Here is a 25,982-nt window from a genome sequence, read left to right as displayed (position 1 = left end):
TGATAATTCCTCCTAGGAAATGTTTAGTTTTTGGCATGCAACAGTGCGAAAGCGAGTGAATACAGTTTCGCCTCGGCCGTGTCGGCCCGGCTCGTCAAGACGACCGGCGCACTTGCCCCGACGACGATCGCCGCGACACTTGCCTCGGCGAAGTACATGATCGACTTATAAAGGACGTTGCCGACCTCTATGTATGGGACGAGCAATAAATCAGCCTGTCCGGCAACGTCACTATCGATCCCTTTCTGCTTGGCGGCGGCCATGTCGACGGCGTTGTCGAGCGCGAGCGGCCCGTCGACGACACACCCTTTAATTTGACCGCGCCGATTCATTTGTGTGAGGAGTGCGGCGTCGGTCGTCGCCGTCATTTGTGGATTGACGACCTCGACGGCGCCGATCGCGGCCACTTTCGGCAACTCGTAACCGATGTCTCGCATCGCCTCGACCGCGTTATGAATGATTTCGACCTTCTCTTCGAGTGACGGTGCGATATGGATGGCCGCATCGGTCACGCCGATGAGTCGGTCTCGGTTCGGGATTTGGAACAAGGCGACATGACTGAGCGTGCGGCTCGTCCGGAGTCCCGACTCCCGACTGAGCACCGCCTTCATGAACGTCGACGTGGCGACCATTCCTTTCATGAGCACGTCGGCCTCCCCGTTGCGTACGGCCATTGTCGCCCGTTTTGCGATCTCGGCCTCCCCTTTCACATGGAGAATGTCGATATGAGCCTCAGCGACCGACTCGGCATCACAGAGACGCTTGATTTCTCGCGCATCCCCGATCAAGATGAAACGCGACAAGCCATGGTCGGTTGCGAGCTTCACCGCTCGAATCACTTCCACATCTGCGGCCCCGGCGATGGAGACGGTACATCCCTCCAATTGTGTCGCCTTCGCGAGCATCTGTTCAAAATTCATATGTGGTCCCCCCTAACGATGCTTCACTTACTATTATGCAAGTTTGTTTCCATTATTGAAAGCGCTTCATTGAGCGATTCACTATGCATGATATTTCATACCACGCAAAAAAATGCAGGTAATTTATTGCATGCGTTCGAGTTTATTATACAATGTCCGGATCGAGATGTGTAAGCGCCGTGCCGCTTCCGACTTGTTCCCGTCCGCTTCGGCAATGGCTCGTTCAATCAAATCCCGTTCGTATCGGGCGACTGCGTCTTGAAGCGATAGCGCCTCGGCCGTCCGCGCCGTCGTGACACGGGGGGACAATTGGAGGTGGTGCGGGGCGATTTGTTGTTCCGTGCTCGCCATATAAATCATCGCCCGCCCGAGCACGTTCTCAAGCTCCCGCACGTTCCCTTTCCAATGCTGTGTCTTTAACAACTCGATAGCCTCTGCCTCGATACCTCGGACGCTACGACCATACTCCTGGTTCAGTTTTCGGATGATGCGTTCGGAAAGCGGCTCGATCTCTTCGAGCCGGTCGCGGAGCGGCGGGATGTAAATCGGCATCCGGTTGATCCGATAGTACAAATCTTCCCGGAACGTCCCGTCCGCGACTTTTTGTTCGAGGTCCGCGTTCGTGGCCGCGATGATGCGGACGTCGACCGGGATGGCGTTCGTCCCGCCGACACGGACGATCTCATGTTCCTGAAGGACGCGGAGCAACTTGACTTGCACGTCGAGCGGCAACTCCCCGATCTCATCTAAAAACAAGGAGCCGCCGTCCGCCTCCTCAAAGTAACCGACTTTCCCGCCACGCTTCGCGCCACTGAACGCCCCGTCCTCATAACCGAACAGCTCACTCTCTAACAACGTCGGTGAGATGGCGGCGCAGTTGACGCGGACGAACTTCTTATACTTGCGCGGTGATTCACCATGGATCGCATGGGCGAACAGCTCTTTCCCGGTACCCGATTCACCGCGGATCAGCACCGTCACCGGCGTGAGCGCGGCCAGACGGGCCTGTTCGATGACGAAACGCATCGCTTCGCTCGTCGCGATGATGTCGGCGAACTGATACTTCGCCTCAAGGTTGCGGATTCGCGTCTTTGCTTCTTGCAGCTCGTCCCGGAGCGCCCGAATTTGTGAGACGTCGCGAATGACCCCGACCGAACCACGCAATTTCCCCTCGACGATGATCGGCTCGGCGTTGACGAGGATGTCACGCCGCGTCGCGCCGATTTGCATGCGGATGTCCCGCACCCCTTTACCCGTGGACAGCACTTTCAAATGCACGCTCTCTTGCATGCCGATATCAGCTGTCGCCGGCTTGTCGACGACGTCTTCTTTTTTGAACCCGGTCAGTCGCGTGTATGACGGGTTGATCAAAATCGTGTTCCCGTTATGATCGGCCACCGAGATCGCCTCACTCGTGCAGTCGATGATCGCTTCGAGCATCTGTTGGTTTTGCTTCAAGCGTTCGACGACGACCCGGATGAATTCACCCGGCAAGACGACCGCGTCTGTGAAGTGCTCCTTCAACTCATGGAACGTCTCAGACTTGCCGGTCGTCTCGACGACGAAATCGATTTTTTTATCGGCACATACACGCCAGTCGCTAGCGACTTGAATCCCTCGTCCCCGTGCGAGTTTCAACCCTTCGGCGCTTGCGTCCGAATCGACGACGGCGACGACCGTGACGAGCGGCGAATCGAGGAGCATTTTCAGCACCTCGGTGCCGCCTCTTCCCGCGCCGACAATGAGCAGACGTTTATTCATTTAACATTCCCCCATTTCTTTATCTGCATTCATGCTACTGAAACGAGCCGGCTTTCGCAACCATCCGAAAAAGACCGTGTCGGATTTCTCGTTTTCTGGTAAAATAATGAGTGGAAAAGGAGGAGATTTTATGCGTGTCATCGCGCTTCTGATCCTAATCGTCCCCGGACTGCTTGGTGTGTACGGCATTAAACTGTTACGTGACAGTTTCTTCTTGAAGACGAGCGGCCCGTTCTCGTGGATCGAGTCGGTCGCTGCCGCTTCGATGCTCCAAGGGACGTTCGGATTGTTGATCGCCATGGGCGGAATCGGTTTCGTCGCAGGCTACATCTTCAACCGAGACAAAAAAACAGGCAAAGTTCCCCGAATAGAGTCTTGATCTCTTCCTACACTATGACGTAGGAACGTGCCCGCTCGCTTATTTTTAATAAATAACTCGGTGCACACAAAAAAAGGTTCCCTAACTTGACTTCATTTCAAGTGCGGAACCTTTTTATTCATATTGAATTGTGATCACTACGGATGATCTCCTCTCCTACTTGCTATACTACTCGTGACATGATGACCAATGGTCTTCTTAATGAAGAAGTTTGAAAGAAACTAGTAACTGCCGTCTTGCGTGAACGGAAACGTACCCATTCGAGTTACTAACGTAAATTCATCGGGTCATGTCAAACCATCCATCGTGAAGTCGAACGCTTTCCATAAACTGTTCAACGGTTGACAACACTCCTTTTGGTCAACTGAACGATTCGTTTTCCCTGGCGCGGTCCCTAGCTTCGAACCGTGACCAGAACCGTCTCGCGAATGAGCGAACGTCGCGACCTCTCGTCGGGACGATGTGACGATTTGAGATGTCGTTCCCACCTCTGAGCCATTGACGGATAGCGAACCGAGATGATTTCTTGCTCCAACCTGTTCCGGAACAGACTGGAAAGCGCTCATCTGACGCTCGTCCAAGTAACTTGGTACACCTTTATTATAACAAGAACCCGGTGGATTGCAAGCGCTTTCTTTCACATTGTAAAAGAAAATCAGGGTTTCCCCTGATTCCCTCATTACTGATGCTTAAACGATTGGTAGGTGACGAAATAGGAAATGAATTCTGAGTTTTTCGGGCTGCGCTCACGTTCCGGTCGTCCGTTGAACATCTCGTGGTCACGCATGCCGTTCTCCCACGCCGTCTTGATGGCGTGGCGCATCGCCCGCTCGACCCGAGACGACGTCGTCTCGTGTTCTTTGGCGATCATCGGGTAAAGCTCTTTCGTGATCAGACCGAGCAACTCTTGGCGTTCCCGGACATAGATGACCGCTTGACGGATATACTTGAACCCTTTGATGCGCGGCGAGATGCCGAGCTGTTGCAATAAGAGCGAAATATCGAGTTCTTCCGGCGACATCGCCTCGAACTCACGGTTCGATCCGGCAGCGAGCTCACGGATCTTGGCGATCAATTGCTGGATGTTGAACGGTTTGACGAGGAAGTAAGAAGCGCCGAGTTGGACGGCTTGCTTCGTGACCTCGTCTTTCCCGAACGCGCTGAGCATGATGACTTCAGGCTTCCCTTTGTCCATCTCGTCCTGAAGCCGTTCGAGCACCCCAATCCCGTCGAGATGAGGCATGATGATGTCTAGCAACAACACGTCTGGTTGGTGTGTCTTGACGACGTCTAGGCACGCCTCGCCGTCAAAGGCGGTCCCGACGACCTTCAAATCAGTCTCGGTCTCTAGTTGGCGGGTCAACAAATCGACGATTTCTCGATTGTCGTCCGCGATGCATAATGTAATCAATTAAGACACCCCTTCGATGAACTTCCGTTTTAGTTGGAGGGACATGTCGAGCAGTTCCTCCACATGCTGTTTCGTCAACTCCGTCATTTGCGCCCCGGCAATCATCCGTCCGAGTTCGTCGATGCGCTCAGACCGGTCGAGAGCGCTCACGTTCGTCTTCGTGCGCTCGTCGGTCTCTGACTTCGTGATGTACAAGTGCTGATCGGCCATCGCGGCCACTTGTGCCAAATGGGTGATGCAGAGCACTTGGGAGCCGACCGAAAGACGGAAAATTTTCTCACCCATCGCTTGGGCGACGCGGCCTGACACACCCGTATCGACTTCATCAAAGATAATCGAGGCGACCCCGACCGTCCGTGAGAAAATCGATTTCAAGGCGAGCATGACGCGTGACAATTCTCCGCCCGAGGCGACTTTCGCCAGTGGTTTAAACGGCTCTCCGACGTTCGTCATCATATAAAACTCGACTTGGTCTAGCCCGTCCGCCCTGTAGCCGCTCTCTTTGAAACGGACTTCGAACCGTGTCTTTTCCATGTACAGCTCTTGTAGCTCACGATGAATCGCCTGCTCTAAGTCAGTGGCGGCTCGTTTCCTAGCTGCTGACAGGGCAAGTCCGTTCTCGCGCACGCTCGTCTCGAGCTCGGCGAGCCGGTCGGTTAGTTCTTGAAGATGTTCTTCCCGATTCGTCATCGATTTTAACTCGTCCGCTACTTTTTCCCCGTAGGTGATGACCTCGTCGATCGTCGCCCCGTATTTCCGTTTCAACTGTTGGAACAAGGCGAGACGCGTCTCGATTTCATCCAGTCGAATCGGATCAAACTCGAGTGAATCGAGCTGGTCCCGAAGCTGGAACTTCGCATCTTCGAGCATGAAATAGGCGTTTGAAATCGTCTCGGCCATCGGTTGGAGCGAAGATGATAACGTCGACGCTTCTTCCATCTCACGCATCGCCATGCCGATTTGATCGAGGCCTCTCGACTCGTCCGCGACAGCCTCATAAGAGAGTCGGACGTGTTGGTGGATCCGTTCGAAGTTTGCGAGTTCATCTCGTTCTTCTGTGAGCGCTTGCTCTTCGCCGATTTTTAGTTCTGCCGCCTCAATCTCATTCGTTTGGAACGACAACAGGTCCATCCGTTGCGCCAGCTCTTGCTCGCTTTGACTGAGCCGTTTCAATTCGGTCGCGACGGCGTTGTAGGCGGCGTAAGCTTCCCGATACTGTTCAAGCAGCGGGGTCACTTCCCCCTCGGCAAAGTTGTCCAAAATACCGAGGTGATATTCGGCGTCCATCAAATGTTGATGCTCATGTTGTCCGTGGATGTCGACGAGGAGACGACCTAGCTCTCGTAACGTCGAGAGTGGCATCATCTTCCCGTTGACGCGACAGACACTCTTCCCGCTGCTATGTAAATCTCGGCGCAAGATGACCGTCCCATCCTCGATGTCGATGCCGTACTGTTGAGCCGCTTCAATGATCGGATGTCCGGCTTCGACGATGAACAGTCCTTCGATCTCCGCCTTGTCTTGACCGTACCGGACGAACTCACTCGAGCCTCGTCCACCGACGAGCAAACCGATCGCGTCGAGCAAGATCGACTTTCCTGCGCCCGTTTCCCCGGTAAGCACCGTCATCCCTCGATTGAACGCGATGTTCAACTCATCGATGATTGCAAATTGTTTGATCGACAGTTCTGCTAGCATACGTTCATTCACCTCATAACATTCCGAGTAGTCGTTCGATGATTTGCTTCGCTTGCCGCTCATCGCGGGCGATCATCAAGATCGTATCGTCACCGCATACCGTGCCGATCAATTCGTCCCACGACAAATGGTCGATCAAGACGCCGATCGCATCGGCATTGCCAGGCAACACTTTCATGACGACCAAGTTTTGGGCCGAATCGACCGAGACGAAGCTGTCCCCTAAAATCCGTTTCATCTTTCCGTATGGATTGAAGCGTTGGTCGGCGGGGAGACTATACTTATAGCGTCCATCGTTGAGCGGCACTTTCACGAGATGCAATTCTTTAATGTCTCGCGACACGGTCGCCTGCGTCACCGGATACCCGGCGCGATGCAACTCGTCCACGAGTTCGTCTTGCGTCTCGACTTCACGATTTGTGACGATCTCACGAATTTTAATCAAGCGCTGTCCTTTGTTCATCCTGGCTGACACCTCTTTTTCCGTTTCACATACTCATGTTCATTCTAAAGTATTGTCGAAAAAAGGTCTAGCTTTCGAAAGATGAAATCACTCGTCCCCCGCTTCGTTCGCTTATAAAAAAAGCCTGCAGACGAATTCGTCTGCAGGTCATGCGTTCTTCTTCAATTGGGTATGAGCGGCGTCGATGACCGCGGACACGTCGAGCGCCGGGTCGACCCCACCGACACCGGTGAAACGGGCGAACAACAGAAATTCGATGTTTCCGTCGCCTCCGGTGATTGGCGAGAAGTCGAGCCCTTCGACGTGGAACCCTTCGGAAGCAAAATAACGGACCATGTCAGCGGCGACCCGTTCGTGGACGGTCCGGTCGCGGACGATGCCTTTTTTACCGACGTCGGCTTTACCGGCCTCGAACTGTGGCTTGACGAGGGCCATGACGACGCCGTCAGGTTTCAAGATATGCTTGAGCGGCGGAATCATCAACCGCAGCGAGATGAACGAGACGTCAATCGTCGCGAAATCGGGCGCGACCTCGAATTGGTCTGGCGTCGCATGACGGAAATTCATCCGTTCCATGACGACGACGCGTTCGTCGCTACGGAGTTTCCAAGCGAGTTGATTATAGCCGACATCGACCGCATACATCTGGCGCGCGCCATTTTGAAGGGCACAGTCGGTGAAGCCGCCGGTCGAGGATCCGATGTCGATCCCGACTTTCTCGTTCACATCGAGCGGGAACACGGCGAGCGCTTTTTCAAGCTTGAGCCCGCCCCGACCGACGTAAGGGATGACTTGACCTTTCACTTCGAGCGGGATGTCATCGAACACTTTATCGCCCGCCTTATCGAGCCGTTCCGTCCCACTAAAGACGAGACCGGCCATGACGGCCCGTTTCGCTTTTTCTCTCGTTTCCGCTAATCCGCGGTCGACGAGCAATACGTCTAATCTAGTTTTCTTTCGTTTTTCCATAGTTCCTCACACATTCTGTCGATTTGTCACTTGGACGAATTGTTGTACCGATTCGGCGATTTGTGACGGTCTGAGCCCAATCTCTTCAAGCAGTTGGTTGACGCCGCCGTGCTCGATGTAACGATCCGGGATGCCGAGTCGCAGTACACGCGGGAACTGTCTCGCATCGCTGGCGTGTTCGAGGACGCTGCTGCCGAATCCACCGGCGAGCACCGCCTCTTCGAGTGTCACGAGCGGGATGCCTTCTTCGTAGAGCGAAGTGAGCATGACGTCGTCGAGCGGTTTGATCGTCCGACAGTTGATGACACGGACACTCAATTGTCCTTCTAACAGCGACCGAACTTCAAGCGCGTCTTGCACTTGAGGACCGAACGTCAAAATGGCGACGTCCGTCCCTTCTGCCTCGACTTCCCATACGTCTAACGGGAGTTCTTGAAGCGTGTCGCTCATAGGGACACCGATTCCTTCTCCTCTTGGGAAGCGGATCGCGATCGGGCCTTCGTCGTAACGGAGCGCCGAATAGACGAGACCTTGCAGTTCGGCTTCATCTTTCGCCATCAAGATCCGGATGTTCGGCACGTGGCGCATGAAGGCGATATCGAACACGCCTTGGTGCGTCTCTCCGTCCGCACCGACGAGTCCGGACCGGTCAATCGTGAAGACGACGTTCAAGTTTTGACGGCAAATGTCGTGGACGAGTTGGTCGTAGGCGCGTTGGAAGAACGTCGAATAAATCGATACGACCGGCTTCAGCCCTTGCGTCGCCTGACCGCCAGCAAGTGTCACCGCGTGCTGTTCGGCGATGCCGACGTCAAACATGCGTTCTGGGAACTTGGCGTTGAAGCAGTCGAGTTTCGAGCCGACACTCATCGCTGGCGTGATAAGTGTCACACGCTCGTCCGACTCAGCCACTTTCGTGATCGTCTCAGCGACGACTTTCGAATAGCTCGGACCTTTCACTTTGCCTTTGATGACTTCCCCTGATTCGATCTTGTAAGGCCCTAGGCCGTGCCACGTACCGACACCATCAAGTTCGGCCGGACGGTATCCTTTGCCTTTTTTCGTGATGACGTGGACGAGTACCGGTCCGTCGATTTTCTTCGCATACTCGAGCGTCTCGAGAAGGTCTTTCAAATCGTGGCCGTCCGTCGGTCCAAAGTACGTGAAACCGAGTTCTTCAAAAAACGTTCCTGGGATGAGCGCCGATTTGAGCATGTCTTTGACGCGCTCCCCGCTTCGTTCGAGCGGTCCTCCGACAATCGGGATGTGCTTGATGAGCGACTCGATTTCCTCGCGGGCATGTTTCAGCTTGCGGGACGCGCGCATCCGGCCGAGCATATTGTGCATCGCGCCGACGTTCGGGGCGATCGACATCTCGTTGTCGTTCAAGATAACGATCACGTTTTGTTTCTCGGCACCGATATGGTTGAGCGCCTCAAGCGCCATCCCGCCGGTGAGGGCCCCGTCCCCGATGATGGCGATGGCACGGTCTTCTGACCCTTTCAGTTCGTTGGCGATGGCAATTCCCATCGCCGCCGAGAGCGATGTCGAGCTGTGCCCTGTCTCCCAGACGTCATGGTCGCTCTCACAACGCTTCGGAAAGCCGCATAAACCGTTGTATTGACGGAGCGTGTCGAACTGCTTCGTCCGCCCTGTCAAAATTTTGTGGACGTACGCTTGGTGCCCTACGTCCCATACGAGCTGGTCGTTCGGACTGTCGAATACACGGTGCAGGGCGAGCGTCAACTCGACGACACCGAGGTTCGGCGCCAAATGCCCTCCCGTTTCTGCCAATTTTTCAATCAAGAACCGGCGGATGGAGGCGCTGAGCGCCTCCATCTCCGTTACCGACATTCGTTTCAGGAATGACGGGTCTTGAATGGATGTCAAGTCCATGATGACCATCCTTTCTCCTATCTTATTACTGATTCGTACCTTACATTTTACAAGAATGTGTCCAAGGATGCCATACATTCACAAAAACAAAGGTGACACGATGTGTTATCGTGTCACCACTGTCAGTGATCGCGTCCGACGACGAAGGCGAGGAGCGCCCGTAATAACGGTGCCTCGACTGACAAAGAGGCAAGTTCAGCCTCCGCCATCGTCACTTCACGTTCGAGCGCCGCTTTGGCCCCGTCCAAACCGAGAAGCTTCGGATATGTCGTCTTGTCATTTTGTTCGTCTGAGCCGACCCGCTTGCCGATGAGCGCCTCATCCCCTTCGACGTCTAAAATATCGTCTTGAATTTGGAACGCGATACCGAGGTGACGTCCGAACGCTTGGAGCGCTTCCCGGTCCGACCGGGACGTATCGGCGAGGATGGCACCTGCCTCGAGTGCATAGACGAGAAGGGCACCCGTCTTTCGCTCGTGAATCGATTGGAGCGTCTCGAGCAGGACCCCGCTCTGTTTTTCGGCGAGCATGTCGTCAAGCTGACCGCCTACCATGCCACGGCTCCCGGCCGCCCGACTGAACGAGGCGATCAAAGCGACGACCTTGTCCGGAGAAGCGTTGGTCCGAGCGAGGATTGCGAACGCATCGGTCAATAAGGCGTCACCAGCGAGAATCGCCGTCGCCTCATCAAACTGGCGATGGTTCGTCGGACGTCCGCGCCGGACGTCGTCGTCATCCATCGCCGGCAAATCGTCATGAATGAGTGAATATGTATGGACCATCTCGAGTGATGCCGCCACTTCGTGACCGAGCGCGAGCGGTCGGCCGTACGTCTCGAGCACGGCGTAGACGAGCGCCGGGCGAATCCGTTTTCCACCCGCCTCGAGTGAATATGTCATCGCGTCATGGAGACGCTCAGGCATCGCCGAACGCTCGTTGAACGCAGCGAGCGCTCGTTCGACTTCTTGCTTCCAATGCGTGAGGGAGGCTTGTCGTGTCATGACGCGCCTCCTTTATCTCGAAGCGTCCCATCAAGTTCAAGAATCTCATCCATCTTTTTCTCGGCCGCAGCGAGCTTCGCTTGGCATAGAGCCGACAATCGGACCCCTTCCTCATAAAGCGTCATCGCCTCTTCGAGCGCGACATCTCCCGCCTCGAGTTGGGCGACGATCTCTTCGAGACGGGCGAGTGCCGCCTCAAACGTCTGTTGTTCTTGTTTCTTCGCCATCATGTCTCTCCTTCACTTCCGCGACGGCGTGACCATCTCGAAACCGGATCGTCACCAAGCCGTCATGTAGTTGTTTGACATCTTTCACATACGTGCCGTCTTGCTCGATGAACGTATACCCTCTTGCGAGGACGGCGAGCGGACTGACAGCTTGCAGTCGACCCGCGATGCGGGCGAACTGGTCGGTCGGTCTCTCAAGCGGCTTGATGCGGTCGAACCGGCCTTCATACTGTCGGAATCGGTCCTCATGCATTCGGAACACTCGCAGCAAGTTCTTGACGTCAAGACGATTTGTCGAGGAGCTAAGGCGATGCCTGACGCTCGTCACTTGTTTGACGACACCTTGTTCGAGCCGAATCTCGGCTTGGGCGAACCGCTCGCGTTTTTGCATGATCGTGTAGCGAGGCGATTTCAAGCCGTAGCTGTTTTTCATCCGTTCGACCCGTTCCTTTAGCGATGTCATTTGCATCGTCACGACACGCGTGAGCGCCGTGCTCAATCGCTCCACATCTTTTCGTTGCGCCTCGATCGTTGCCGTCGCGAGCTCCGCTGCCGCTGTCGGGGTCGCCGCCCTGACGTCGGCGACAAAGTCTGACAGCGTGAAGTCGGTCTCATGCCCGACGGCTGAGATGACGGGAATCGTCGAATCATATATCGCTTCAACGACCTCATCCTCATTGAACGCCCATAGCTCTTCAATCGAGCCGCCCCCGCGGCCAACGATCAACACGTCACAGTCCGTCCGCTCATTCATCCACCGGATCGCGTTCGCCACTTGCATGGCCGAGGCGTCTCCCTGAACGGCGACCGGGGCAAACGTGATCGCGACATGCGGGGCACGTCGTCTGAGCGTCGTCGCGATATCATGGAGGGCCGCCCCTTTTGGCGAGGTGACGATCCCGATTCGCTCAGGAAAAGCCGGAAGCGGTCGTTTCCGCTCCTTACTGAACCATCCTTTCGCCTCGAGTTCACGTTTGCGGGCCTCATAGCGTTCATACAAGAGACCGACGCCTTCTTGACGCATCAACTCGACGTACAGCTGTACGTCCCCGGTCGACTCATACATCGTCACCCGGGCGACGACGATGACGCTCATCCCGTCGGTCGGGTCGAACGTCAACGTTCTCGCATCTCGGGCGAACATGATCGCCTTCATGCGTGACGACTCATCCTTGAGCGTGAAATAACAGTGCCCGGAAGCGTAGCGTTTGAAGTTCGAAATTTCGCCGATGACAGCGACTTGTTGCAATACCGGATCGCCGTCGAGTTGACGTTTCACATAACGGACGACTTCAGATACCGGTAGCGGATTAGCCACGCGACGCGACCTCGACCGTATTGTGCATGAGCATCGTGATCGTCATCGGACCGACACCGCCAGGGACCGGCGTGATGGCACCCGCTACGTCTTTAACTTGTTCATAATCCACATCTCCGACGAGACGGTTGTCGACGCGATTGACCCCAACATCGATGACGATGGCGCCCGGTTTGACCATGTCTTTCGTCACGAGACCGGCCCGACCGACGGCGACGATCAAAATATCGGCTTGGCGTGTCATCGCCCCGAGGTCGACCGTCTTCGAGTGGCAATACGTGACGGTCGCAGACTCGTTCAAAAACAGCATCCCGACCGGTTTGCCGACGATTTGGCTCCGGCCGACGACGACGACGTGTTTCCCGACGAGGTCCGTCTGCAGTTTCGCCAAGTGAAGGATGCCGTGCGGTGTGCAAGGGAGTAACGTCTCGAGGCCGAGCATCATTTTCCCGACGTTCTCGGGGTGGAACCCGTCGACGTCTTTCTCAGGAGAGATGCGCATGATCACGCGGTTCTCATCGATATGTTTCGGTAGTGGCAGCTGCACGAGAATCCCGTGCAAGTCGTCGTCTTCATTCATCGAATCGATCAAGGTGAGGATTTCCTGCTCCGAGATCGTCTCGTCGAATCGAAGCACTTGAGAATCGATACCAATTTCAGTCGCCGCCCGTTCTTTGCCACGGACATAACTATGGCTGGCCGGGTCGTCCCCGATTAACACGACTTTCAGTTTCGGGACAATTCCTTTGTTCCGAAGTGCTGCTACCCGCTCTTTCAACGTCTCCCGATACGATGTTGCGATTTGTTTCCCGTCGATCACTACTGCCATCTCTCTCATCCCCCGTTATGTTAGGTTTCTCTGTAGTTGGTGTGGTGTCTTCTCTCTGTTTGTTTACGCTTTAATAATGTTGCCGAGCACGCCATTGACGAGCTTCGCCGCTTCTTCGTCAGCGAATGACTTCGCAAGTTCGACCGCTTCGTTGATCGTGACGCTCTCCGGAATCGTTTCGACGTATAGCAACTCATACGTCGCCATACGGAGGATCGTCCGTTCGACGTTGCCGAGTCGATCGAGGCGCCAGTTCTTCAAGTTCTCGACGAGCAATGCGTCGATCTCTTCTTTATGCTCGAGCGTCTCCGTGACGAGTTGTTCATAGAACGGGTCAGACTCTGTCCCGTCGAGCGCGAACTCGATCGCGTCCTCTACCTCAAGGTTTGATACTTCGATTTGAAAAAGCGTTTGAATCGCTTTTTCGCGTGCTTCATGACGTTTCATTCAGATACTCTCCTTTTGCTTGCTTTCATTGAGATAGTTTAGCACAAAGCACTCATAAATTCAGTACAAAAAACCAGGAAACCCGAAATAATGTTCGGGCTTCCTGGTCGTCGTCATTTGGAGAGCGTCATTTCTTTTTCGACAAATTTCGTGTCGAACGTGCCTGTCCGGAAGCGCTCGTGTGTCATCACTTGTTGATGGAACGGGATCGTCGTATGGATGCCCGATACCGTGAATTCGTCGAGGGCGCGGAGCATTTTCGCGATCGCCTCTTCCCGCGTCGGGGCGTGGACGATCAGCTTCGCGACCATCGAATCATAGAACGGCGGGATGACTGCGCCGGCATAGAGCCCGCTGTCGACGCGCACGCCCATCCCGCCAGGAACGATGTACTGGTCGATTTTTCCCGCCATCGGACGGAAGTCCGCGAACGGGTCTTCGGCATTGATGCGACATTCGATCGAGTGGCCCGAGAAAACGATATCCTCTTGCGAGATGGCGAGCGGGTGACCGAGCGCGACCTCAAGCTGGGCTTGGACAAGGTCGAATCCGGTGATCATCTCGGTGACCGGATGTTCGACTTGGATGCGCGTGTTCATCTCCATGAAATAAAATTCATTCACTTCAGGGACGTAGATGAACTCAATCGTCCCGGCGCCGGAGTATTGGATCGCTTTCGCCGCTTTCACGGCCGCATCCCCTATCGCCCGGCGAGTCGTCTCATCGATCGCCGGTGACGGCGCTTCTTCGACGAGTTTCTGCATCCGACGCTGGATCGTACAGTCGCGTTCCCCGAGATGGATGACGTTGCCGTATTGGTCAGCGAGCACTTGCACTTCGACGTGTCGGAACGACTCGATATATTTCTCTAAATAGACGTCCCCGTTCCCGAACGCCTGCTTCGCCTCTTTACGCGTGGCACTGAGTCCTTTGATGAGCTCTTCCTCATCGAAAGCGACACGGATGCCGCGTCCGCCACCACCGGCCGTCGCTTTGATGATGACCGGGTAGCCGATCTCACGGGCGAGCTCGATCGCCTCGCCATCTGTGACGACGCCGCTCGATCCCGGGACGACCGGTACACCTGACTCGATCATCGTCCGCTTCGCCTCATCTTTAATGCCCATTTTTCGAATCGCATAACTGCTCGGTCCGACGAACTGGATGCCGCACGCCTCACTCATCTCGGCGAACTCGGCGTTTTCGGCCAAAAAACCATATCCCGGATGAATCATCGTCGCATCGACCGCGCACGCGACCGACAAGATATTCGGGATGTTCAAATAAGAGTCTTTGGACGGGTTCGGCCCGATGCAGTACGCCTCATCGGCTAGCTTGACATGGAGTGCCTCCCGGTCAGCCTCAGAGAAGACGGCGACGGTCGGGATGTTCAGTTCTTTGGCCGCACGGATGATCCGCACCGCGATTTCCCCGCGGTTTGCTATTAATAGTTTCATGCCGACCTCACTTCACGCTGAAGAGCGCTTGCCCATATTCGACCAAGTCACCATCGGCCACGAGCATTTCGACGATTTCGCCGCCGATTTCCGTTTCGACGTCGTTGAACAGTTTCATCGCCTCTAATATACAGACGACTTGACCGGCCTCGACCCGATCCCCGACTTTGACGAACGCTTCTTTGTCAGGCGCGGGACGTGAGTAAAACGTCCCGACCATCGGTGACGTGATTGTTTTATATGCTGGTGCGGCAACGGGTTCAGCCACTTCTTCCACATCGTTTGTTACGACAGGTGCGGCAACCGGAGTGACCGGGACTGCTTGCGCGGCTTGTGTGACGATTTGCGGGGCCGCTTCTTTTTTCAATGATAACTTGAACTCAGACGTCTCAAGCTCCATCTCGTGGATTGATGTCTGGTCGAGCAATTCCATCAGCTCTTTAATATGATCGATTTGCATGAATATACCCCCTGTTTATACCTGGTACTAAACTCTACTCTACTATAACTGGTCAGACCAGTGAATGCAACGACAAAAAAGAGTGCCCATTCCGAAGAATGGACACTCTTGATATTACCCGTTATAACGGCCCGTGAACTCACCAGTCCGTGTGTCGACCGTGACTTTTTCACCCGGCTCGATGAAGAGCGGCACTTGGATGATGTGGCCCGTTTCGACCGTCGCGTTCTTCTTCACGTTCGAAGCCGTATCGCCTTTAACGCCCGGATCGGCCTCGACGATCGTCAAGACGACCGTCGTCGGAAGTTCGATCCCGAGAATCTCGCCGTTGTAGTCCGCGATGCTCACTTCCATGTTTTCAAGCATGTAAGGGAGTGCCGCTTTTACTTGTTCGCTCGTCAATTCGAGTTGCTCGTACGATTCATTGTCCATGAACACGTACGTGTCCCCCATCGGATAGAGATATTGCATACGTTTGCGTTCGATGTGGGCCCGTTCGATGCGCTCGCCGCCGCGGAACGTCGTCTCTTGGATGGCGCCTGTGCGCAAGTTACGCATCTTCGTCCGGACGAAAGCGGCCCCTTTACCTGGCTTGACGTGCTGGAACTCGATGACTTGCCAAATTGAACCGTCTGACGTTTTGACCGTTAAGCCTGTTTTCAAATCGTTAACTGATACCATATTGATTTCCTCCTAATTTCAGACGAGGCTTACGCCTCGATCGTGATTAACTCTTTTGGCGATTGCGTGAGACGAACACATCCGTCTTCCGTGATCACGACATCGTCCTCGATGCGGCAACCACCGACGCCAGCGATGTAAATGCCCGGCTCAATCGTGACGACCATCCCCGGTTCCAAAATCGTCTCTGAGCGGAACGACAGGCCCGGTGCCTCATGGACTTCCATACCGAGACCGTGACCAGTCGAGTGTCCGAAGTATTCACCGAATCCGGCTTCTTTGATGACGTCACGCGTCAACGCGTCCGCCTCGATCCCTGAAATGCCGGCTCTCGTGCCCGCCACACCTGCGAGTTGGGCCCGAAGCACCGTGTCGTAAATGTTGCGTAGCTCATCGGAAATCGTTCCGACCGCGAGCGTGCGCGTAATATCTGAGCAGTACCCTTTGTAGTATGCCCCGAAGTCGAGCGTCACGAGTTCCCCTGCTTCGATCACTTTGTCGCTCGCCACACCGTGCGGGAGCGCCGAACGCCATCCCGAGGCAACGATCATATCGAACGAAGACGAATCCGCCCCTTGACCGCGCATGAACATTTCGAGTTCGTTCGCGACTTCTTTCTCGGTACGACCCGGACGGATGAACGTTTGGATATGTTCGAAAGCCGCATCGGCAATCGCCGCAGCTTCCTTCATTATCTTAAGCTCTGCCTCATCCTTAATCAAGCGTAGCTTTTCAACGATTCCCGACGTCTCGACGAGTTCAGCTGTCACTTCTTTTTCATACGTGCGATAAAGACCGACAGTCATGTCATCTTGCTCGATCCCGAGGCGTTTGACCGCTTCACGTGTCACGATGTCACTCACCGATTTGATGAGCGACGTGTCGAGCTCGACGATGTCATAGCCTTTCACTTGGCTTGCAGCTTGCTCCGTGTAGCGGAAATCCGTAATGAAACTCGCTTTCTCGGCCGTGATGAGCACGACGCCACTCGATCCAGTAAAGCCAGATAAATAGCGGATGTTCTCCCGTTTCGTCACGAGAAGTCCGTCGATCCCGTTAGCTGCCAATGCACGTTGTAACTTACTGACGCGTTCAATCATGTCGATTCCTCCAGTGTTCGATCAGTGCATGGAGCGCGAGCGTATAACTCGTCAAGCCGAATCCGCTGATGACGCCGAGACAGACGCCGGCAAGCTTCGATTCATGACGGAACGGCTCACGCGCATGCACGTTCGAGATATGTACTTCGACGACAGGGGCGGGGATGGCCGCGATCGCGTCACGAAGCGCGATCGACGTATGCGTATAGGCACCGGCATTGAAAATGACGCCTTCGTAATCGAACGCATCGTGCAACGCATCAATCAACTCACCTTCGTGATTGGATTGGATGAACGTGAACTCAACTTCTTGCGGTGCCGCGAGCAATAAAGCGCTCGCAAGTCCTTTTAACGACACGTCCCCATATACGTCCGGTTCCCGTAATCCGAGCAAATTCAAATTCGGTCCGTTCAACACAAGAATACGCAACCTTCATTCCCCCTTCGTCAAGTCGCTTCTATTGTAACAAATTTATGCGGAGAGCGTGAATCGTGTCGCCTGAGGTTTCGTTTTTATGCCGAATCACGGTATAATTCAACTATACTACTGGTAGAATCGAGGAAAACGTATGACAACTAAACCATCCATCCCTGTCGGCGGGCAGGCGCTCGTCGAAGGTGTGATGTTTCAAGGGCGGACCGAGAGCGCATCGGCGATTCGACGCAAAGACGGGTCGATTGAAACGTTCAACCAACCCCGCATCCTCGTCCCGTGGGTCCAATCCCTTAAGAGAGTCCCGTTCCTGCGCGGAATCGTCGCACTGTACGAATCGTTAAAGAACGGATCGGCCCATATGACGTTCGCGAGCGACCGCTATGATGTCGACCCGAGTGAAGATGAGGTCGAGAAACCGGAGCAAAAACAAAATATTTTCATGGTGCTCATGATCGCCATCGTCGGCGTCATCTCCTACGTGTTCGGGAAGCTGATCTTCAACGTCACCCCGGCACTTTTGGCCGCCATGTTTCAAAACGTGCCGGCATTATCCGGACACGTGATTCAAAACCTCCTTGAAGGGGGAATAAAATTAGTATTGCTGCTCAGCTATTTGTATTTGATTTCGTTGACACCGTTAATCAAACGAGTGTTTCAATACCATGGTGCCGAGCATAAAGTGATCAACTGTTACGAGTCCGGTCGACCGGTCACGGTCGAGAACGTTCGGACCAGCTCACGGTTACATTACCGTTGCGGGTCGAGTTTCATCTTGTTCACCGTATTCGTCGGCATCGGCGTGTACATGATCGTCCCAATCGACCCGTTATGGGTCCGACTCGTCAGCCGCATCGCATTGCTACCGGTTGTGATCGGCATCTCGTTCGAAGTGTTGCAATTCACGAATCGCTTCCGCGACCATCGTTATTTATCTGTCCTCGGCAAACCTGGACTCTCGCTCCAGCTTTTGACGACGCGTGAGCCGAACGACGAGCAGATCCGTGTCGCCATCGAAGCGTTCGAGACGTGGGAACGTGCCGAGACTATACAACCGGCCGTCACAAGAGAGGGTTAAAGAGGAGGAAACGCCATGATCAGACAAAGAATCGGTTCGACCGCAGCGATTATCGTGTTCATCTTAGGGTTCATCGGGGTCGGTCACATGCTTGCGACCGAACCGGGTCGGTTGTTCAGACAGTTACTTTTCATCGGTATTTTCGGGTTAATCTTTTATGTGATCTACAAAGTATTCATGGCGCCTAAAATCTCGGCTGAAGATATGCGCTATCGGAAGACGGCCCAAGCCTCGAAGAAGCGGATGCAACGGCCGAACGCGCCCCAAGTGAAGCCGTCGGCGGCAACGAAGAAAAAAACGAAGGCGAAACCAGGGTCGAACGTGACGAAACTTTCGAAACGTTCTTCATTGAACCGGACGGACGGACCTCGTCTCACCGTCATCGAAGGAAAAAAAGGCAAAAAGAAAAAGAAAGCGAATATGTAACAAAAAGAGGATGACACAGGCGCGTGTCATCCTCTTTTTCCGTTCAATCGGTCTCGACAAATCCGATATATGGCAAGTTTCGATACTGTTCGGCGTAGTCGATCCCGTAACCGATCACGAACTCATCAGGGATCTCAAAACCGACGTAATCGGCGTCAAGCGTCACAAGGCGACGGGCCGGTTTATCGAGCAGCGTACAAATCTTCAACTCACCCGGCTGATGTAACGTCATGTGCTGACATAAGAATTTGAGCGTTTGACCCGTGTCGATAATGTCTTCGATGATGACGACATACTTTCCTTCGACATCGAGGTCAAGGTCTTTCCGAAGTTGGACGTTCCCGCTCGAGACCGATTTCTTTCCATAAGACGAGGCGGCGACAGTGTCGAGCTGAACACTGCCTGTCATTTGCCGCATGAGATCCGCCGCGAACACCATCGACCCTTTCAATACGGCGACAAGGACGATTGGCGTCCCGGCCGCATCTCGTTCAATTTGTTCAGCGAGTTCTTTCACTCGTTGTTTAATTTGAGCTTCATCAAATAATTTTCCTTTAATGTGTATGTCCATGTTTCCGGCGATTGTACGCCGTCACCCCCTCCATCATCTATCCAGCCCTCATTCTATCACACATCCAGTTAAAAACCACATATCTTTCACAATAACATCAAAATCGTTCGGTTTTAGAAGTTTTTTCGACAAAAAAAGCGGCACCCTCTACGTCATTAGGTGCCACCCGTTCATTATTCGTCTTGCGTCCGCTTCAATTGTTGAAACTGGTGGAACTGTTCCATCAACTCGGGCTTGTCTTCAAAAAACTCTACGAAACGGGTCATACAGTCGAGCGTGTTCGAGCTCAAATGGTGTTCGATTCCCTCGACATCCTCATACACATCGGCCTCATCCACCCCGATGAGTCGCAGAAACGATTCGAGCATCGCATGCCGCTCGACAAGTCGTTTTCCGATCTTTTGCCCTTTACCCGTCAGCATGAGACCTCGATATTTTTCATACACCAAATACTCTTCACGGTCGAGTTTTTGTACCATTTTCGTGACTGAGGAAGGATGCACCCCTAAATGTTCAGCAATATCGGATACTCGGGCATACCCTTTCTCCGTCATTAATAAATATATACGTTCTAAGTAATCTTCCATACTCGGTGTCGGCATGGGCGTGGCCTCCCCTTCAGTTCCGTTATCCAACCTCCATTTTAGCGTAACCGACAGGAAACCGAAAGTCACAGCAGGAAATCAATGAGTCAGTCGTTGTCTCACGACCTTATATTCTTTATAATGGAGGATGGTAACTTCAAGTAGAGAAAGGAAGAACAGTAATGGGAATTGAAACAATCCTCGTCATCATCCTTTGGGGTGCACTCATCGCATACATCGTCTGGCGTTTTATGCCGGCGCGCGGTTTGAAAAAAATGAAGCAAGAAGAATTCCGCGCCTCACTCCGAAAAGGCCAACTCATCGACGTCCGCGAACCGAACGAGTATAAAGGCGGCCATATCACCGGTGCGCGAAACATCCCGGTCGGCCAAATGAAGCTCCGCATGAAAGAGCTCCGGAAAGATCAACCGATCCTCATGTACTGCCAAGGTAAATCCCGTTCGAACCAAGCAGCCAAACTGCTCATGAAAAACGGATTCACCGACATTTACATGCTCGAGGGCGGATTCAAACAATGGAAAGGGAAAGTCAAAAAAGGCTGACCCGAGAAACAAGCGTTGCCCCAACTTCTGTTGGCGCGACGCTTGTTTTCATTTAGGCTCAAGACGAGTTGGCGATCAACGGCGGCACCAACCTTTCGTTCGATTTTTTGTGACTGTCTGTCACCCGGATGGTAGGCGACACAAAAACCCACTCGTTCACGACGAGTGGGTTTCGTTCAATTGATAGAAGACGGTTGGCGCCGATCGTATTTCAAGACCGGTTTCCGGGCAGCGAGCGTCTCATCGAGTCGCTTGACGACCGTCGTATGAGGCGCCGTCTGCACGATCTCTGGATTCTCTTCTGCTTCTTTCACAATTTGGAGCATCGCATCGCAGAACGCATCGAGCGTCTCTTTTGATTCCGTCTCTGTCGGCTCGACCATGATGCACTCCTCGACGTTGAGCGGGAAGTAGATCGTCGGTGGATGATAGCCGAAATCGAGCAGTCGTTTGGCGATATCGAGCGTCCGCACACCGAGCGCTTTTTGGCGTTTGCCGGACAAGACGAACTCATGTTTACAGTACGTGTCATACGGCACGTCGAACGCGTCTTTCAGACGGGCAAACATATAGTTGGCATTGAGCACCGCTTCGCGCGACACGCGCGTCAATCCTTCTGCCCCCATCGTCTTGATGTAGCTGTAAGCACGGACATTGATCCCGAAGTTGCCGTAAAACGGCTTGATGCGGCCGATCGACTGCGGACGGTCATAGTCGAGCGTGTAACCCGCATCCGCTTTTGTCACAATCGGCGTCGGCAAGTATGGAATCAAGTCACGTTTGACACCGACGGGACCTGAACCGGGCCCACCGCCGCCATGCGGTCCTGTGAACGTCTTATGCAAATTCAAGTGGACGACGTCAAAGCCCATGTCCCCCGGGCGCGCGATGCCTAAAATCGCGTTCGAGTTGGCCCCGTCGTAATAAAGCTTGCCGCCCGCTTCATGGACGACTTTGGCGATTTCAAGAATGTCCGCTTCGAACAACCCGAGCGTGTTCGGGTTCGTGAGCATGAGCGCTGCCGTATCCTCCCCGACTTTCGCTTTCAAATCGGCGAGGTCGACGAGTCCCCGCTCATCGGATTTGACGGTCACCGTCTCGAAACCGGCAACAACGGCCGAGGCCGGGTTCGTCCCGTGCGCCGAATCCGGCACGAGCACTTTCGTCCGATTCGTGTCTCCGTTATGATGGTGGAACGCTTTGATCAACATGAGCCCAGTCCATTCCCCGTGGGCCCCGGCTGCCGGTTGGAGCGTCACTTCATCCATTCCGGTGATCTCCGCGAGTTGTTCTTGCAGGTCGACCATCATCTCGAGCGCCCCTTGTACCGACTCGAGCGGTTGAAGCGGATGAATGTGGGCAAATCCAGGTAGACGTGCCATGTCTTCATTCACTTTCGGGTTATACTTCATCGTACAAGACCCGAGCGGATAGAAACCGGAGTCGACGCCGTGGTTACGCGTCGACAGTGACGTGTAATGACGGACGACATCAAGTTCAGACACTTCTGGCAGTTCGGCCGCCTCTTGGCGAATCATCGAGGCCGGCAAGAGCGTCTCGATGTCGATTTCGGGCACGGTCGGCGTCGGTAAGTTGTAGCCAGTGCGACCGGCGCGTGACACTTCGAAAATGAGCGTTTGTTCGTGTTGCATCAGTTCATCCCCCCAACGACTTCGATAAAGCGATCGATCTCTTCTTTCGTTCGAAGCTCGGTCGCACAGATGAGCATGTGCGTGCGTCGAGCTGGTTCATACGTCCCGAGCGGCAAGCCGCCGATGATTCCATTGTGTAACAAGTGCCGCGATACTTCGTCCGCATCGACGTTGAAATCGACGACGAACTCGTTGAACATCGGCCCTTCATCGACAATCGTATAGCCGGCCGCCTTGAGCGCTTCCTTCATGTAGTGCGCCGTCTGGATGTTGCGAACGGCCATGTCGCGAATCCCGTATTTCCCGAGTGCGGACATCGTAATCGATGCGGCGAGCGCATTGAGCGCCTGGTTCGAACAAATATTCGACGTCGCCTTGTCGCGACGGATATGTTGTTCACGGGCTTGAAGAGTCAAGACGAAGCCACGCTTTCCGTCTTCGTCGACCGTCTGACCGACGAGACGACCTGGAAGTTTGCGCATGAGCGCTTGCTTCACGGCGAAGTATCCACACGAAGGACCCCCGAAGCTCTGCGGGATCCCGAACGGTTGAGCATCCCCGACCGTGATGTCGGCCCCGAGCGAACCAGGCGATTGTAAAATACCGAGAGCGAGCGGGTTGCTCGAGACGATGAACAAGGCGCCGGCGTCATGGGCTGCTTGCGCGAGCATCTCCAAGTCCTCGATTCGACCGTAGAAGTTCGGATACTGTACGACGAGACAAGACGCGTCGGTCAAGTCGAGGTTCGTCACATCGGTCAACCCAGCGGCGACCGGCGTAACCTCGACGTTCAGTCCAGGGCCACCGGCATACGTCTCGATGACATCTTTCGCCTCTGGGTGGACGGCTCCTGAGACGAGGACACGTTTCTTCTTCGTATGGGCGCTCGCAAGATACGTCGCCTCAGCAAGCGCCGTGATGCCGTCATACATCGACGAGTTGGCGACGTCCATCCCCGTCAACTCGCAGATCATCGTCTGGAACTCGAACATCGCCTGCAATTCCCCTTGTGAGATCTCAGGCTGATACGGCGTATACGCCGTATAGAATTCAGAGCGGAGCAACATGTGATTCATGACGCTCGGTGACAAGTGGTCGTACATGCCCGCGCCGAGAAAACTCGGATGCGATTTCGTGTGCACGTTTTTTTCCGCAAGCTTCGACATGTGGCGGACGAGGTCGACTTCCGGTAGTGGTGCCCCGATCGCAGAAAGCGACGCCGTCTCACGGAGCGAGGCCGGGATGTCTTCGAGCAACGCTTCGATCGACTCGACGCCGATCGTTTGCAACATGTCACGCTCGTCTTGCTCCGTCATCGGTAAATAGCGAAATTCCATTCTGTTCATTCTGAATCCCCCTGTATCATTTACGTTTATAAAACGGTGTCGGTACTCGTTCGGCTTCTATTTTTTTGCCCCGAACGTCGACGATAAAGTTAGACTGTTCGATATAACGGCGGTCGACGCGCGCCCAGGCGATCGACTCATTCACTGTCGGCGGCATTGTCCCCGTCGTCACAACCCCGACTTGCTCCCCATCAACCTCGACAATCGCTCCTTGGCGCGCAATGCCACGGCCGAGCAGTTTCAAGCCGATGAGACGATGCGGGATGTCTTCTTTTTGTTGAACGAGCGCTTCTTTCCCGATGAAGTCGGTGTCGAGTTTGACCGCGAAGTTCAAGTTCGCCTCAAACGGAGTGACCGTCTCATCAAGCTCATGACCGTAAAGCGGGAGACACGCCTCAAACCGTAACGTGTCCCGGGCGCCGAGCCCACACGGTGTCACCCCTTCCGCTTCGAGCGCTGACCAGATCTGTGGCATCTGTTCCGCTTTGGCGTAAAGTTCGAACCCGTCTTCGCCTGTATAACCGCTTCTCGAGACGATTGTCGTCACACCAGCCACATCGCCCGTCATAAACCGGAAAAACTTGATCTCATGCAACGGCAAATCAGTGATTCGGGCGAGTACCGCCTCGGCGTTCGGTCCTTGGATCGCGATTTGACCATACGCATCCGACTCATCCGTCACCGCGACGTCGCCCGAAACGTAGTCGTTCACGTGCGCCACGTCTTTTTCAATATTCGAGGCGTTGACGACGAGCCAGAAGGCGTCCTCATCAAGTCGATAGACGAGCAAGTCGTCGACGACCCCCCCATCCGGCAGGCAGAACAAGTTGTATTGCGCTTGACCGATGTGAAGTTTCGATACATCGTTCGTCACGAGACGTTGGACGTTCGACATAGCGTCCGGTCCTTCGACTCGAATTTCCCCCATGTGCGACACGTCGAACATGCCGACATCTTCTCGCACGGCCATATGCTCTTCCTTGATTGAAGAAAACATGATCGGCATATCGAACCCCGCAAACTCCACCATCTTCGCCTTCGGAGCAATCAATTCATACAAAGGCGTACGTTTTAACGTAACTTTCTCCATAATATCCCCCAATCCCGAACATAAGTATAGAATATCGCGAAATATTTCGTTTTCAATATCACTCTATCAATTTTCTTCGCTGTTGCATAGCCTTTAGCGGGCAAAAAGAAAGAGGATGGAAAACGAAAACGTTTTCATCCTCATTATTTCACATTTTAGTCTCGGTGGAAACGGTCGAGCTTTCGATTCCCGCTGTCCGTTTGATTTCTTTCGTCAACCCGATTGAGGCGTCTTTCAATTCGAGCGACTCGTCCTTCACTTTGACCGACAGACGCTTCATCTCGCTCACGGATTTGTTTACCGTGTCGATATGGCGCTTGATGTCGTCGACGAGCTGCTGAATCACGTTGATCCGAATTTGAAACCGCTCGGTCAACCGTTTGACGCGGCGTACATCACCCGCCATCTTCTTCTTGTAAAGTAAAAAGCCGTATAAGCCGAGCCCTAGAAGTGCGAGCACGATAATGGCAAGGTTGATCCAAATCATTTATCTTCCTCCTTCAAACGATATAGTTTATCGGCAATCGCCGCTGTCCCGATCGAGGCGTCCATCGTGAGATGCGCCTGCGCGTACAAAGGGCGCCGTCTTTCATAAAGCGCCCTCACACTGTCTTTTCCCCGTTTGACGAGTGGACGGTTCGAATGACGAATCCTCTCCCAACACGTCTCAAACGACAAGTCGAGTGCGACGACGGTGCCGTTACGTAGCATCCAGTCTAGATTTTCCGCTCGTTCGACGACCCCTCCTCCCGTCACGATAAAATCCGCGTTCGCCGTTCGAAGTAATTCGGTCTCGCGGTGACGGAAGGCCGCTTCCCCGTGACAGGCGAAGTAAGTGCCGATGTCGGTCCCGAAGCGCCGCTCGAACACCTCGTCCAAATCAATGACGTGATTTGTTGTTTCTAAATATCGTTTTAAGCTTGATTTACCTGTACCCATAAAACCGATGATGTAAAACGGTCTACTCATCGAAATATATCACCTCTTTATGTCGTTCTCCCGTCTCGAGCCGAATCTCGACTTCTGTCGTCCCCGCACCGAGCGGGCGGCAAGTGACGTTCCCGGTCGGTCTCGTCAAGGTGAGCGGGACCGTTCGGCAATGCTTTTTCGCCACGAGCAGATGGGCCTCGAAGCGGATCGCGAGGACGTCGAGCGACAGACGCTCCGTCGTTCGTTCGATATCAGTATACCAAAACAAAGCCGCACCGAGTATCCACGTCAC

Annotated in this window: 30 protein-coding genes; 4 read left to right on the top strand and 26 right to left on the bottom strand. The window is 54.1% G+C overall.

Going from position 1 to position 25,982, the window contains the following annotated elements:
• Positions 1-23: 23 nt before the first annotated feature.
• Both yqiS and P398_RS0108795 read right to left on the bottom strand, forming a co-directional pair.
• On the bottom strand, positions 24-920 hold the full coding sequence (yqiS, locus tag P398_RS0108800; protein ID WP_029334801.1) for a phosphate butyryltransferase: 897 nt from the start codon (positions 918-920) through the stop codon (positions 24-26).
• Positions 921-1,043: 123 nt separating this feature from the next.
• Positions 1,044-2,681: a sigma-54-dependent Fis family transcriptional regulator gene (locus P398_RS0108795; RefSeq protein ID WP_024371528.1), complete on the bottom strand. Its 1,638-nt coding sequence runs from the start codon at positions 2,679-2,681 to the stop codon at positions 1,044-1,046.
• Positions 2,682-2,811: 130 nt separating this feature from the next.
• Here P398_RS0108795 and P398_RS0108790 point away from each other — a divergent pair, with 130 nt between their 5' ends.
• Positions 2,812-3,060 (top strand): DUF2627 family protein, encoded by a 249-nt coding sequence (locus P398_RS0108790; RefSeq protein ID WP_024371527.1) that lies wholly within the window; start codon positions 2,812-2,814, stop codon positions 3,058-3,060.
• A 287-nt stretch (positions 3,061-3,347) separates the two neighbouring features.
• Here the strand turns inward: P398_RS0108790 and P398_RS16810 are convergent, their stop codons facing one another.
• From P398_RS16810 to aroQ, 16 genes are all read right to left on the bottom strand, one after another.
• Positions 3,348-3,548 carry a hypothetical protein gene (locus P398_RS16810; RefSeq protein WP_152548629.1) on the bottom strand — a complete coding sequence of 67 codons (201 nt, stop codon included), beginning with the start codon at positions 3,546-3,548 and terminating at the stop codon, positions 3,348-3,350.
• A 191-nt stretch (positions 3,549-3,739) separates the two neighbouring features.
• Positions 3,740-4,471, bottom strand: a complete 732-nt coding sequence (spo0A, locus tag P398_RS0108785; protein WP_024371526.1) for a sporulation transcription factor Spo0A — start codon at positions 4,469-4,471, stop codon at positions 3,740-3,742.
• Entirely contained in the window at positions 4,472-6,169 is a 1,698-nt protein-coding gene (gene recN, locus P398_RS0108780; RefSeq protein ID WP_029334800.1) for a DNA repair protein RecN, read from the bottom strand.
• Between the two features lie 13 nt (positions 6,170-6,182).
• Positions 6,183-6,632: a transcriptional regulator AhrC/ArgR gene (ahrC, locus tag P398_RS0108775; RefSeq protein ID WP_024371524.1), complete on the bottom strand. Its 450-nt coding sequence runs from the start codon at positions 6,630-6,632 to the stop codon at positions 6,183-6,185.
• 147 nt (positions 6,633-6,779) lie between these two features.
• A complete protein-coding gene (locus P398_RS0108770) occupies positions 6,780-7,601 on the bottom strand; it encodes a TlyA family RNA methyltransferase (RefSeq protein WP_029334799.1) in 822 nt (273 codons plus the stop codon).
• Positions 7,602-7,607: 6 nt separating this feature from the next.
• A complete protein-coding gene (gene dxs / locus P398_RS0108765) occupies positions 7,608-9,497 on the bottom strand; it encodes a 1-deoxy-D-xylulose-5-phosphate synthase (protein WP_029334798.1) in 1,890 nt (629 codons plus the stop codon).
• A gap of 122 nt (positions 9,498-9,619) precedes the next feature.
• Positions 9,620-10,498: a polyprenyl synthetase family protein gene (locus tag P398_RS0108760; RefSeq protein WP_029334797.1), complete on the bottom strand. Its 879-nt coding sequence runs from the start codon at positions 10,496-10,498 to the stop codon at positions 9,620-9,622.
• The gene (xseB, locus tag P398_RS0108755; protein WP_034799084.1) at positions 10,495-10,728 is read right to left on the bottom strand and encodes an exodeoxyribonuclease VII small subunit; all 234 of its coding nucleotides are present in this window, start codon (positions 10,726-10,728) and stop codon (positions 10,495-10,497) included. The genes P398_RS0108760 and xseB overlap by 4 nt, the downstream gene beginning before the upstream one ends.
• Positions 10,694-12,043, bottom strand: coding sequence for an exodeoxyribonuclease VII large subunit (gene xseA, locus P398_RS0108750; RefSeq protein ID WP_029334796.1), 1,350 nt, complete (start codon positions 12,041-12,043; stop codon positions 10,694-10,696). The genes xseB and xseA overlap by 35 nt, the downstream gene beginning before the upstream one ends.
• On the bottom strand, positions 12,036-12,872 hold the full coding sequence (locus tag P398_RS0108745) for a bifunctional 5,10-methylenetetrahydrofolate dehydrogenase/5,10-methenyltetrahydrofolate cyclohydrolase (RefSeq protein WP_029334795.1): 837 nt from the start codon (positions 12,870-12,872) through the stop codon (positions 12,036-12,038). The genes xseA and P398_RS0108745 overlap by 8 nt, the downstream gene beginning before the upstream one ends.
• A gap of 63 nt (positions 12,873-12,935) precedes the next feature.
• Positions 12,936-13,319 carry a transcription antitermination factor NusB gene (gene nusB / locus P398_RS0108740; RefSeq protein ID WP_024371517.1) on the bottom strand — a complete coding sequence of 128 codons (384 nt, stop codon included), beginning with the start codon at positions 13,317-13,319 and terminating at the stop codon, positions 12,936-12,938.
• 113 nt (positions 13,320-13,432) lie between these two features.
• Complete coding sequence (gene accC, locus P398_RS0108735) at positions 13,433-14,776, bottom strand: acetyl-CoA carboxylase biotin carboxylase subunit (protein WP_029334794.1); 1,344 nt, start codon at positions 14,774-14,776, stop codon at positions 13,433-13,435.
• Positions 14,777-14,783: 7 nt separating this feature from the next.
• Positions 14,784-15,236, bottom strand: a complete 453-nt coding sequence (gene accB, locus P398_RS0108730) for an acetyl-CoA carboxylase biotin carboxyl carrier protein (protein ID WP_024371515.1) — start codon at positions 15,234-15,236, stop codon at positions 14,784-14,786.
• A 114-nt stretch (positions 15,237-15,350) separates the two neighbouring features.
• Entirely contained in the window at positions 15,351-15,917 is a 567-nt protein-coding gene (gene efp, locus P398_RS0108725) for an elongation factor P (RefSeq protein WP_024371514.1), read from the bottom strand.
• Between the two features lie 29 nt (positions 15,918-15,946).
• On the bottom strand, positions 15,947-17,014 hold the full coding sequence (locus P398_RS0108720; RefSeq protein ID WP_029334793.1) for a M24 family metallopeptidase: 1,068 nt from the start codon (positions 17,012-17,014) through the stop codon (positions 15,947-15,949).
• Positions 17,010-17,447: a type II 3-dehydroquinate dehydratase gene (gene aroQ, locus P398_RS0108715; protein ID WP_029334792.1), complete on the bottom strand. Its 438-nt coding sequence runs from the start codon at positions 17,445-17,447 to the stop codon at positions 17,010-17,012. The genes P398_RS0108720 and aroQ overlap by 5 nt, the downstream gene beginning before the upstream one ends.
• A 139-nt stretch (positions 17,448-17,586) precedes the next feature.
• Between aroQ and P398_RS0108710 the strand changes: the two genes are divergently transcribed.
• Together P398_RS0108710 and P398_RS0108705 are read left to right on the top strand one after the other, a co-directional pair.
• Entirely contained in the window at positions 17,587-18,528 is a 942-nt protein-coding gene (locus P398_RS0108710) for a DUF1385 domain-containing protein (protein WP_029334791.1), read from the top strand.
• A 15-nt stretch (positions 18,529-18,543) separates the two neighbouring features.
• Positions 18,544-18,954, top strand: a complete 411-nt coding sequence (locus P398_RS0108705) for an SA1362 family protein (RefSeq protein ID WP_029334790.1) — start codon at positions 18,544-18,546, stop codon at positions 18,952-18,954.
• Between the two features lie 43 nt (positions 18,955-18,997).
• Here the strand turns inward: P398_RS0108705 and hpt are convergent, their stop codons facing one another.
• Together hpt and mntR are read right to left on the bottom strand one after the other, a co-directional pair.
• The gene (gene hpt / locus P398_RS0108700; protein WP_024371509.1) at positions 18,998-19,525 is read right to left on the bottom strand and encodes a hypoxanthine phosphoribosyltransferase; all 528 of its coding nucleotides are present in this window, start codon (positions 19,523-19,525) and stop codon (positions 18,998-19,000) included.
• 173 nt (positions 19,526-19,698) lie between these two features.
• Positions 19,699-20,127: a transcriptional regulator MntR gene (gene mntR, locus P398_RS0108695; protein ID WP_024371508.1), complete on the bottom strand. Its 429-nt coding sequence runs from the start codon at positions 20,125-20,127 to the stop codon at positions 19,699-19,701.
• A gap of 164 nt (positions 20,128-20,291) precedes the next feature.
• Here mntR and P398_RS0108690 point away from each other — a divergent pair, with 164 nt between their 5' ends.
• Entirely contained in the window at positions 20,292-20,672 is a 381-nt protein-coding gene (locus P398_RS0108690) for a rhodanese-like domain-containing protein (protein ID WP_029334789.1), read from the top strand.
• Between the two features lie 176 nt (positions 20,673-20,848).
• Here the strand turns inward: P398_RS0108690 and gcvPB are convergent, their stop codons facing one another.
• The 6 genes from gcvPB to P398_RS0108660 form a co-directional block, all read right to left on the bottom strand.
• Entirely contained in the window at positions 20,849-22,324 is a 1,476-nt protein-coding gene (gene gcvPB, locus P398_RS0108685; protein ID WP_029334788.1) for an aminomethyl-transferring glycine dehydrogenase subunit GcvPB, read from the bottom strand.
• The gene (gene gcvPA, locus P398_RS0108680) at positions 22,324-23,661 is read right to left on the bottom strand and encodes an aminomethyl-transferring glycine dehydrogenase subunit GcvPA (protein WP_029334787.1); all 1,338 of its coding nucleotides are present in this window, start codon (positions 23,659-23,661) and stop codon (positions 22,324-22,326) included. Before gcvPA ends, gcvPB begins: the two co-directional genes overlap by 1 nt.
• Positions 23,662-23,686: 25 nt before the next feature.
• Entirely contained in the window at positions 23,687-24,760 is a 1,074-nt protein-coding gene (gcvT, locus tag P398_RS0108675; RefSeq protein ID WP_029334786.1) for a glycine cleavage system aminomethyltransferase GcvT, read from the bottom strand.
• Positions 24,761-24,908: 148 nt separating this feature from the next.
• Positions 24,909-25,247 carry a hypothetical protein gene (locus P398_RS0108670; RefSeq protein WP_029334785.1) on the bottom strand — a complete coding sequence of 113 codons (339 nt, stop codon included), beginning with the start codon at positions 25,245-25,247 and terminating at the stop codon, positions 24,909-24,911.
• Positions 25,244-25,729, bottom strand: coding sequence for a shikimate kinase (locus P398_RS0108665; RefSeq protein ID WP_024371502.1), 486 nt, complete (start codon positions 25,727-25,729; stop codon positions 25,244-25,246). The genes P398_RS0108670 and P398_RS0108665 overlap by 4 nt, the downstream gene beginning before the upstream one ends.
• Complete coding sequence (locus P398_RS0108660; RefSeq protein ID WP_152548628.1) at positions 25,722-25,982, bottom strand: hypothetical protein; 261 nt, start codon at positions 25,980-25,982, stop codon at positions 25,722-25,724. Before P398_RS0108660 ends, P398_RS0108665 begins: the two co-directional genes overlap by 8 nt.

Source organism: Exiguobacterium aurantiacum DSM 6208 (genome assembly GCF_000702585.1).
GTDB classification, from domain to species: Bacteria; Bacillota; Bacilli; order Exiguobacteriales; family Exiguobacteriaceae; genus Exiguobacterium; species Exiguobacterium aurantiacum.
Note: the sequence above shows the minus strand (reverse complement) of the source record. Positions and strands in the feature narration are given on the sequence as shown.

What these genes read in the sequence shown, in the direction of transcription:
- efp (WP_024371514.1), bottom strand. Translation starts at nt 15,917, where the DNA reads ATGGTATCAGTTAACGATTTGAAAACAGGCTTAACGGTCAAAACGTCA.
- P398_RS0108710 (WP_029334791.1), top strand. Translation starts at nt 17,587, where the DNA reads ATGACAACTAAACCATCCATCCCTGTCGGCGGGCAGGCGCTCGTCGAA.
- accB (WP_024371515.1), bottom strand. Translation starts at nt 15,236, where the DNA reads ATGCAAATCGATCATATTAAAGAGCTGATGGAATTGCTCGACCAGACA.
- xseB (WP_034799084.1), bottom strand. Translation starts at nt 10,728, where the DNA reads ATGATGGCGAAGAAACAAGAACAACAGACGTTTGAGGCGGCACTCGCC.
- P398_RS0108760 (WP_029334797.1), bottom strand. Translation starts at nt 10,498, where the DNA reads ATGACACGACAAGCCTCCCTCACGCATTGGAAGCAAGAAGTCGAACGA.
- P398_RS0108690 (WP_029334789.1), top strand. Translation starts at nt 20,292, where the DNA reads ATGGGAATTGAAACAATCCTCGTCATCATCCTTTGGGGTGCACTCATC.
- gcvT (WP_029334786.1), bottom strand. Translation starts at nt 24,760, where the DNA reads ATGGAGAAAGTTACGTTAAAACGTACGCCTTTGTATGAATTGATTGCT.
- hpt (WP_024371509.1), bottom strand. Translation starts at nt 19,525, where the DNA reads ATGGACATACACATTAAAGGAAAATTATTTGATGAAGCTCAAATTAAA.
- P398_RS0108770 (WP_029334799.1), bottom strand. Translation starts at nt 7,601, where the DNA reads ATGGAAAAACGAAAGAAAACTAGATTAGACGTATTGCTCGTCGACCGC.
- P398_RS0108795 (WP_024371528.1), bottom strand. Translation starts at nt 2,681, where the DNA reads ATGAATAAACGTCTGCTCATTGTCGGCGCGGGAAGAGGCGGCACCGAG.
- P398_RS0108705 (WP_029334790.1), top strand. Translation starts at nt 18,544, where the DNA reads ATGATCAGACAAAGAATCGGTTCGACCGCAGCGATTATCGTGTTCATC.
- accC (WP_029334794.1), bottom strand. Translation starts at nt 14,776, where the DNA reads ATGAAACTATTAATAGCAAACCGCGGGGAAATCGCGGTGCGGATCATC.
- P398_RS0108745 (WP_029334795.1), bottom strand. Translation starts at nt 12,872, where the DNA reads ATGGCAGTAGTGATCGACGGGAAACAAATCGCAACATCGTATCGGGAG.
- P398_RS0108665 (WP_024371502.1), bottom strand. Translation starts at nt 25,729, where the DNA reads ATGAGTAGACCGTTTTACATCATCGGTTTTATGGGTACAGGTAAATCA.
- P398_RS0108670 (WP_029334785.1), bottom strand. Translation starts at nt 25,247, where the DNA reads ATGATTTGGATCAACCTTGCCATTATCGTGCTCGCACTTCTAGGGCTC.
- recN (WP_029334800.1), bottom strand. Translation starts at nt 6,169, where the DNA reads ATGCTAGCAGAACTGTCGATCAAACAATTTGCAATCATCGATGAGTTG.
- ahrC (WP_024371524.1), bottom strand. Translation starts at nt 6,632, where the DNA reads ATGAACAAAGGACAGCGCTTGATTAAAATTCGTGAGATCGTCACAAAT.
- P398_RS0108790 (WP_024371527.1), top strand. Translation starts at nt 2,812, where the DNA reads ATGCGTGTCATCGCGCTTCTGATCCTAATCGTCCCCGGACTGCTTGGT.
- nusB (WP_024371517.1), bottom strand. Translation starts at nt 13,319, where the DNA reads ATGAAACGTCATGAAGCACGCGAAAAAGCGATTCAAACGCTTTTTCAA.
- gcvPB (WP_029334788.1), bottom strand. Translation starts at nt 22,324, where the DNA reads ATGCAACACGAACAAACGCTCATTTTCGAAGTGTCACGCGCCGGTCGC.
- mntR (WP_024371508.1), bottom strand. Translation starts at nt 20,127, where the DNA reads ATGCCGACACCGAGTATGGAAGATTACTTAGAACGTATATATTTATTA.
- dxs (WP_029334798.1), bottom strand. Translation starts at nt 9,497, where the DNA reads ATGGACTTGACATCCATTCAAGACCCGTCATTCCTGAAACGAATGTCG.
- gcvPA (WP_029334787.1), bottom strand. Translation starts at nt 23,661, where the DNA reads ATGGAATTTCGCTATTTACCGATGACGGAGCAAGACGAGCGTGACATG.
- yqiS (WP_029334801.1), bottom strand. Translation starts at nt 920, where the DNA reads ATGAATTTTGAACAGATGCTCGCGAAGGCGACACAATTGGAGGGATGT.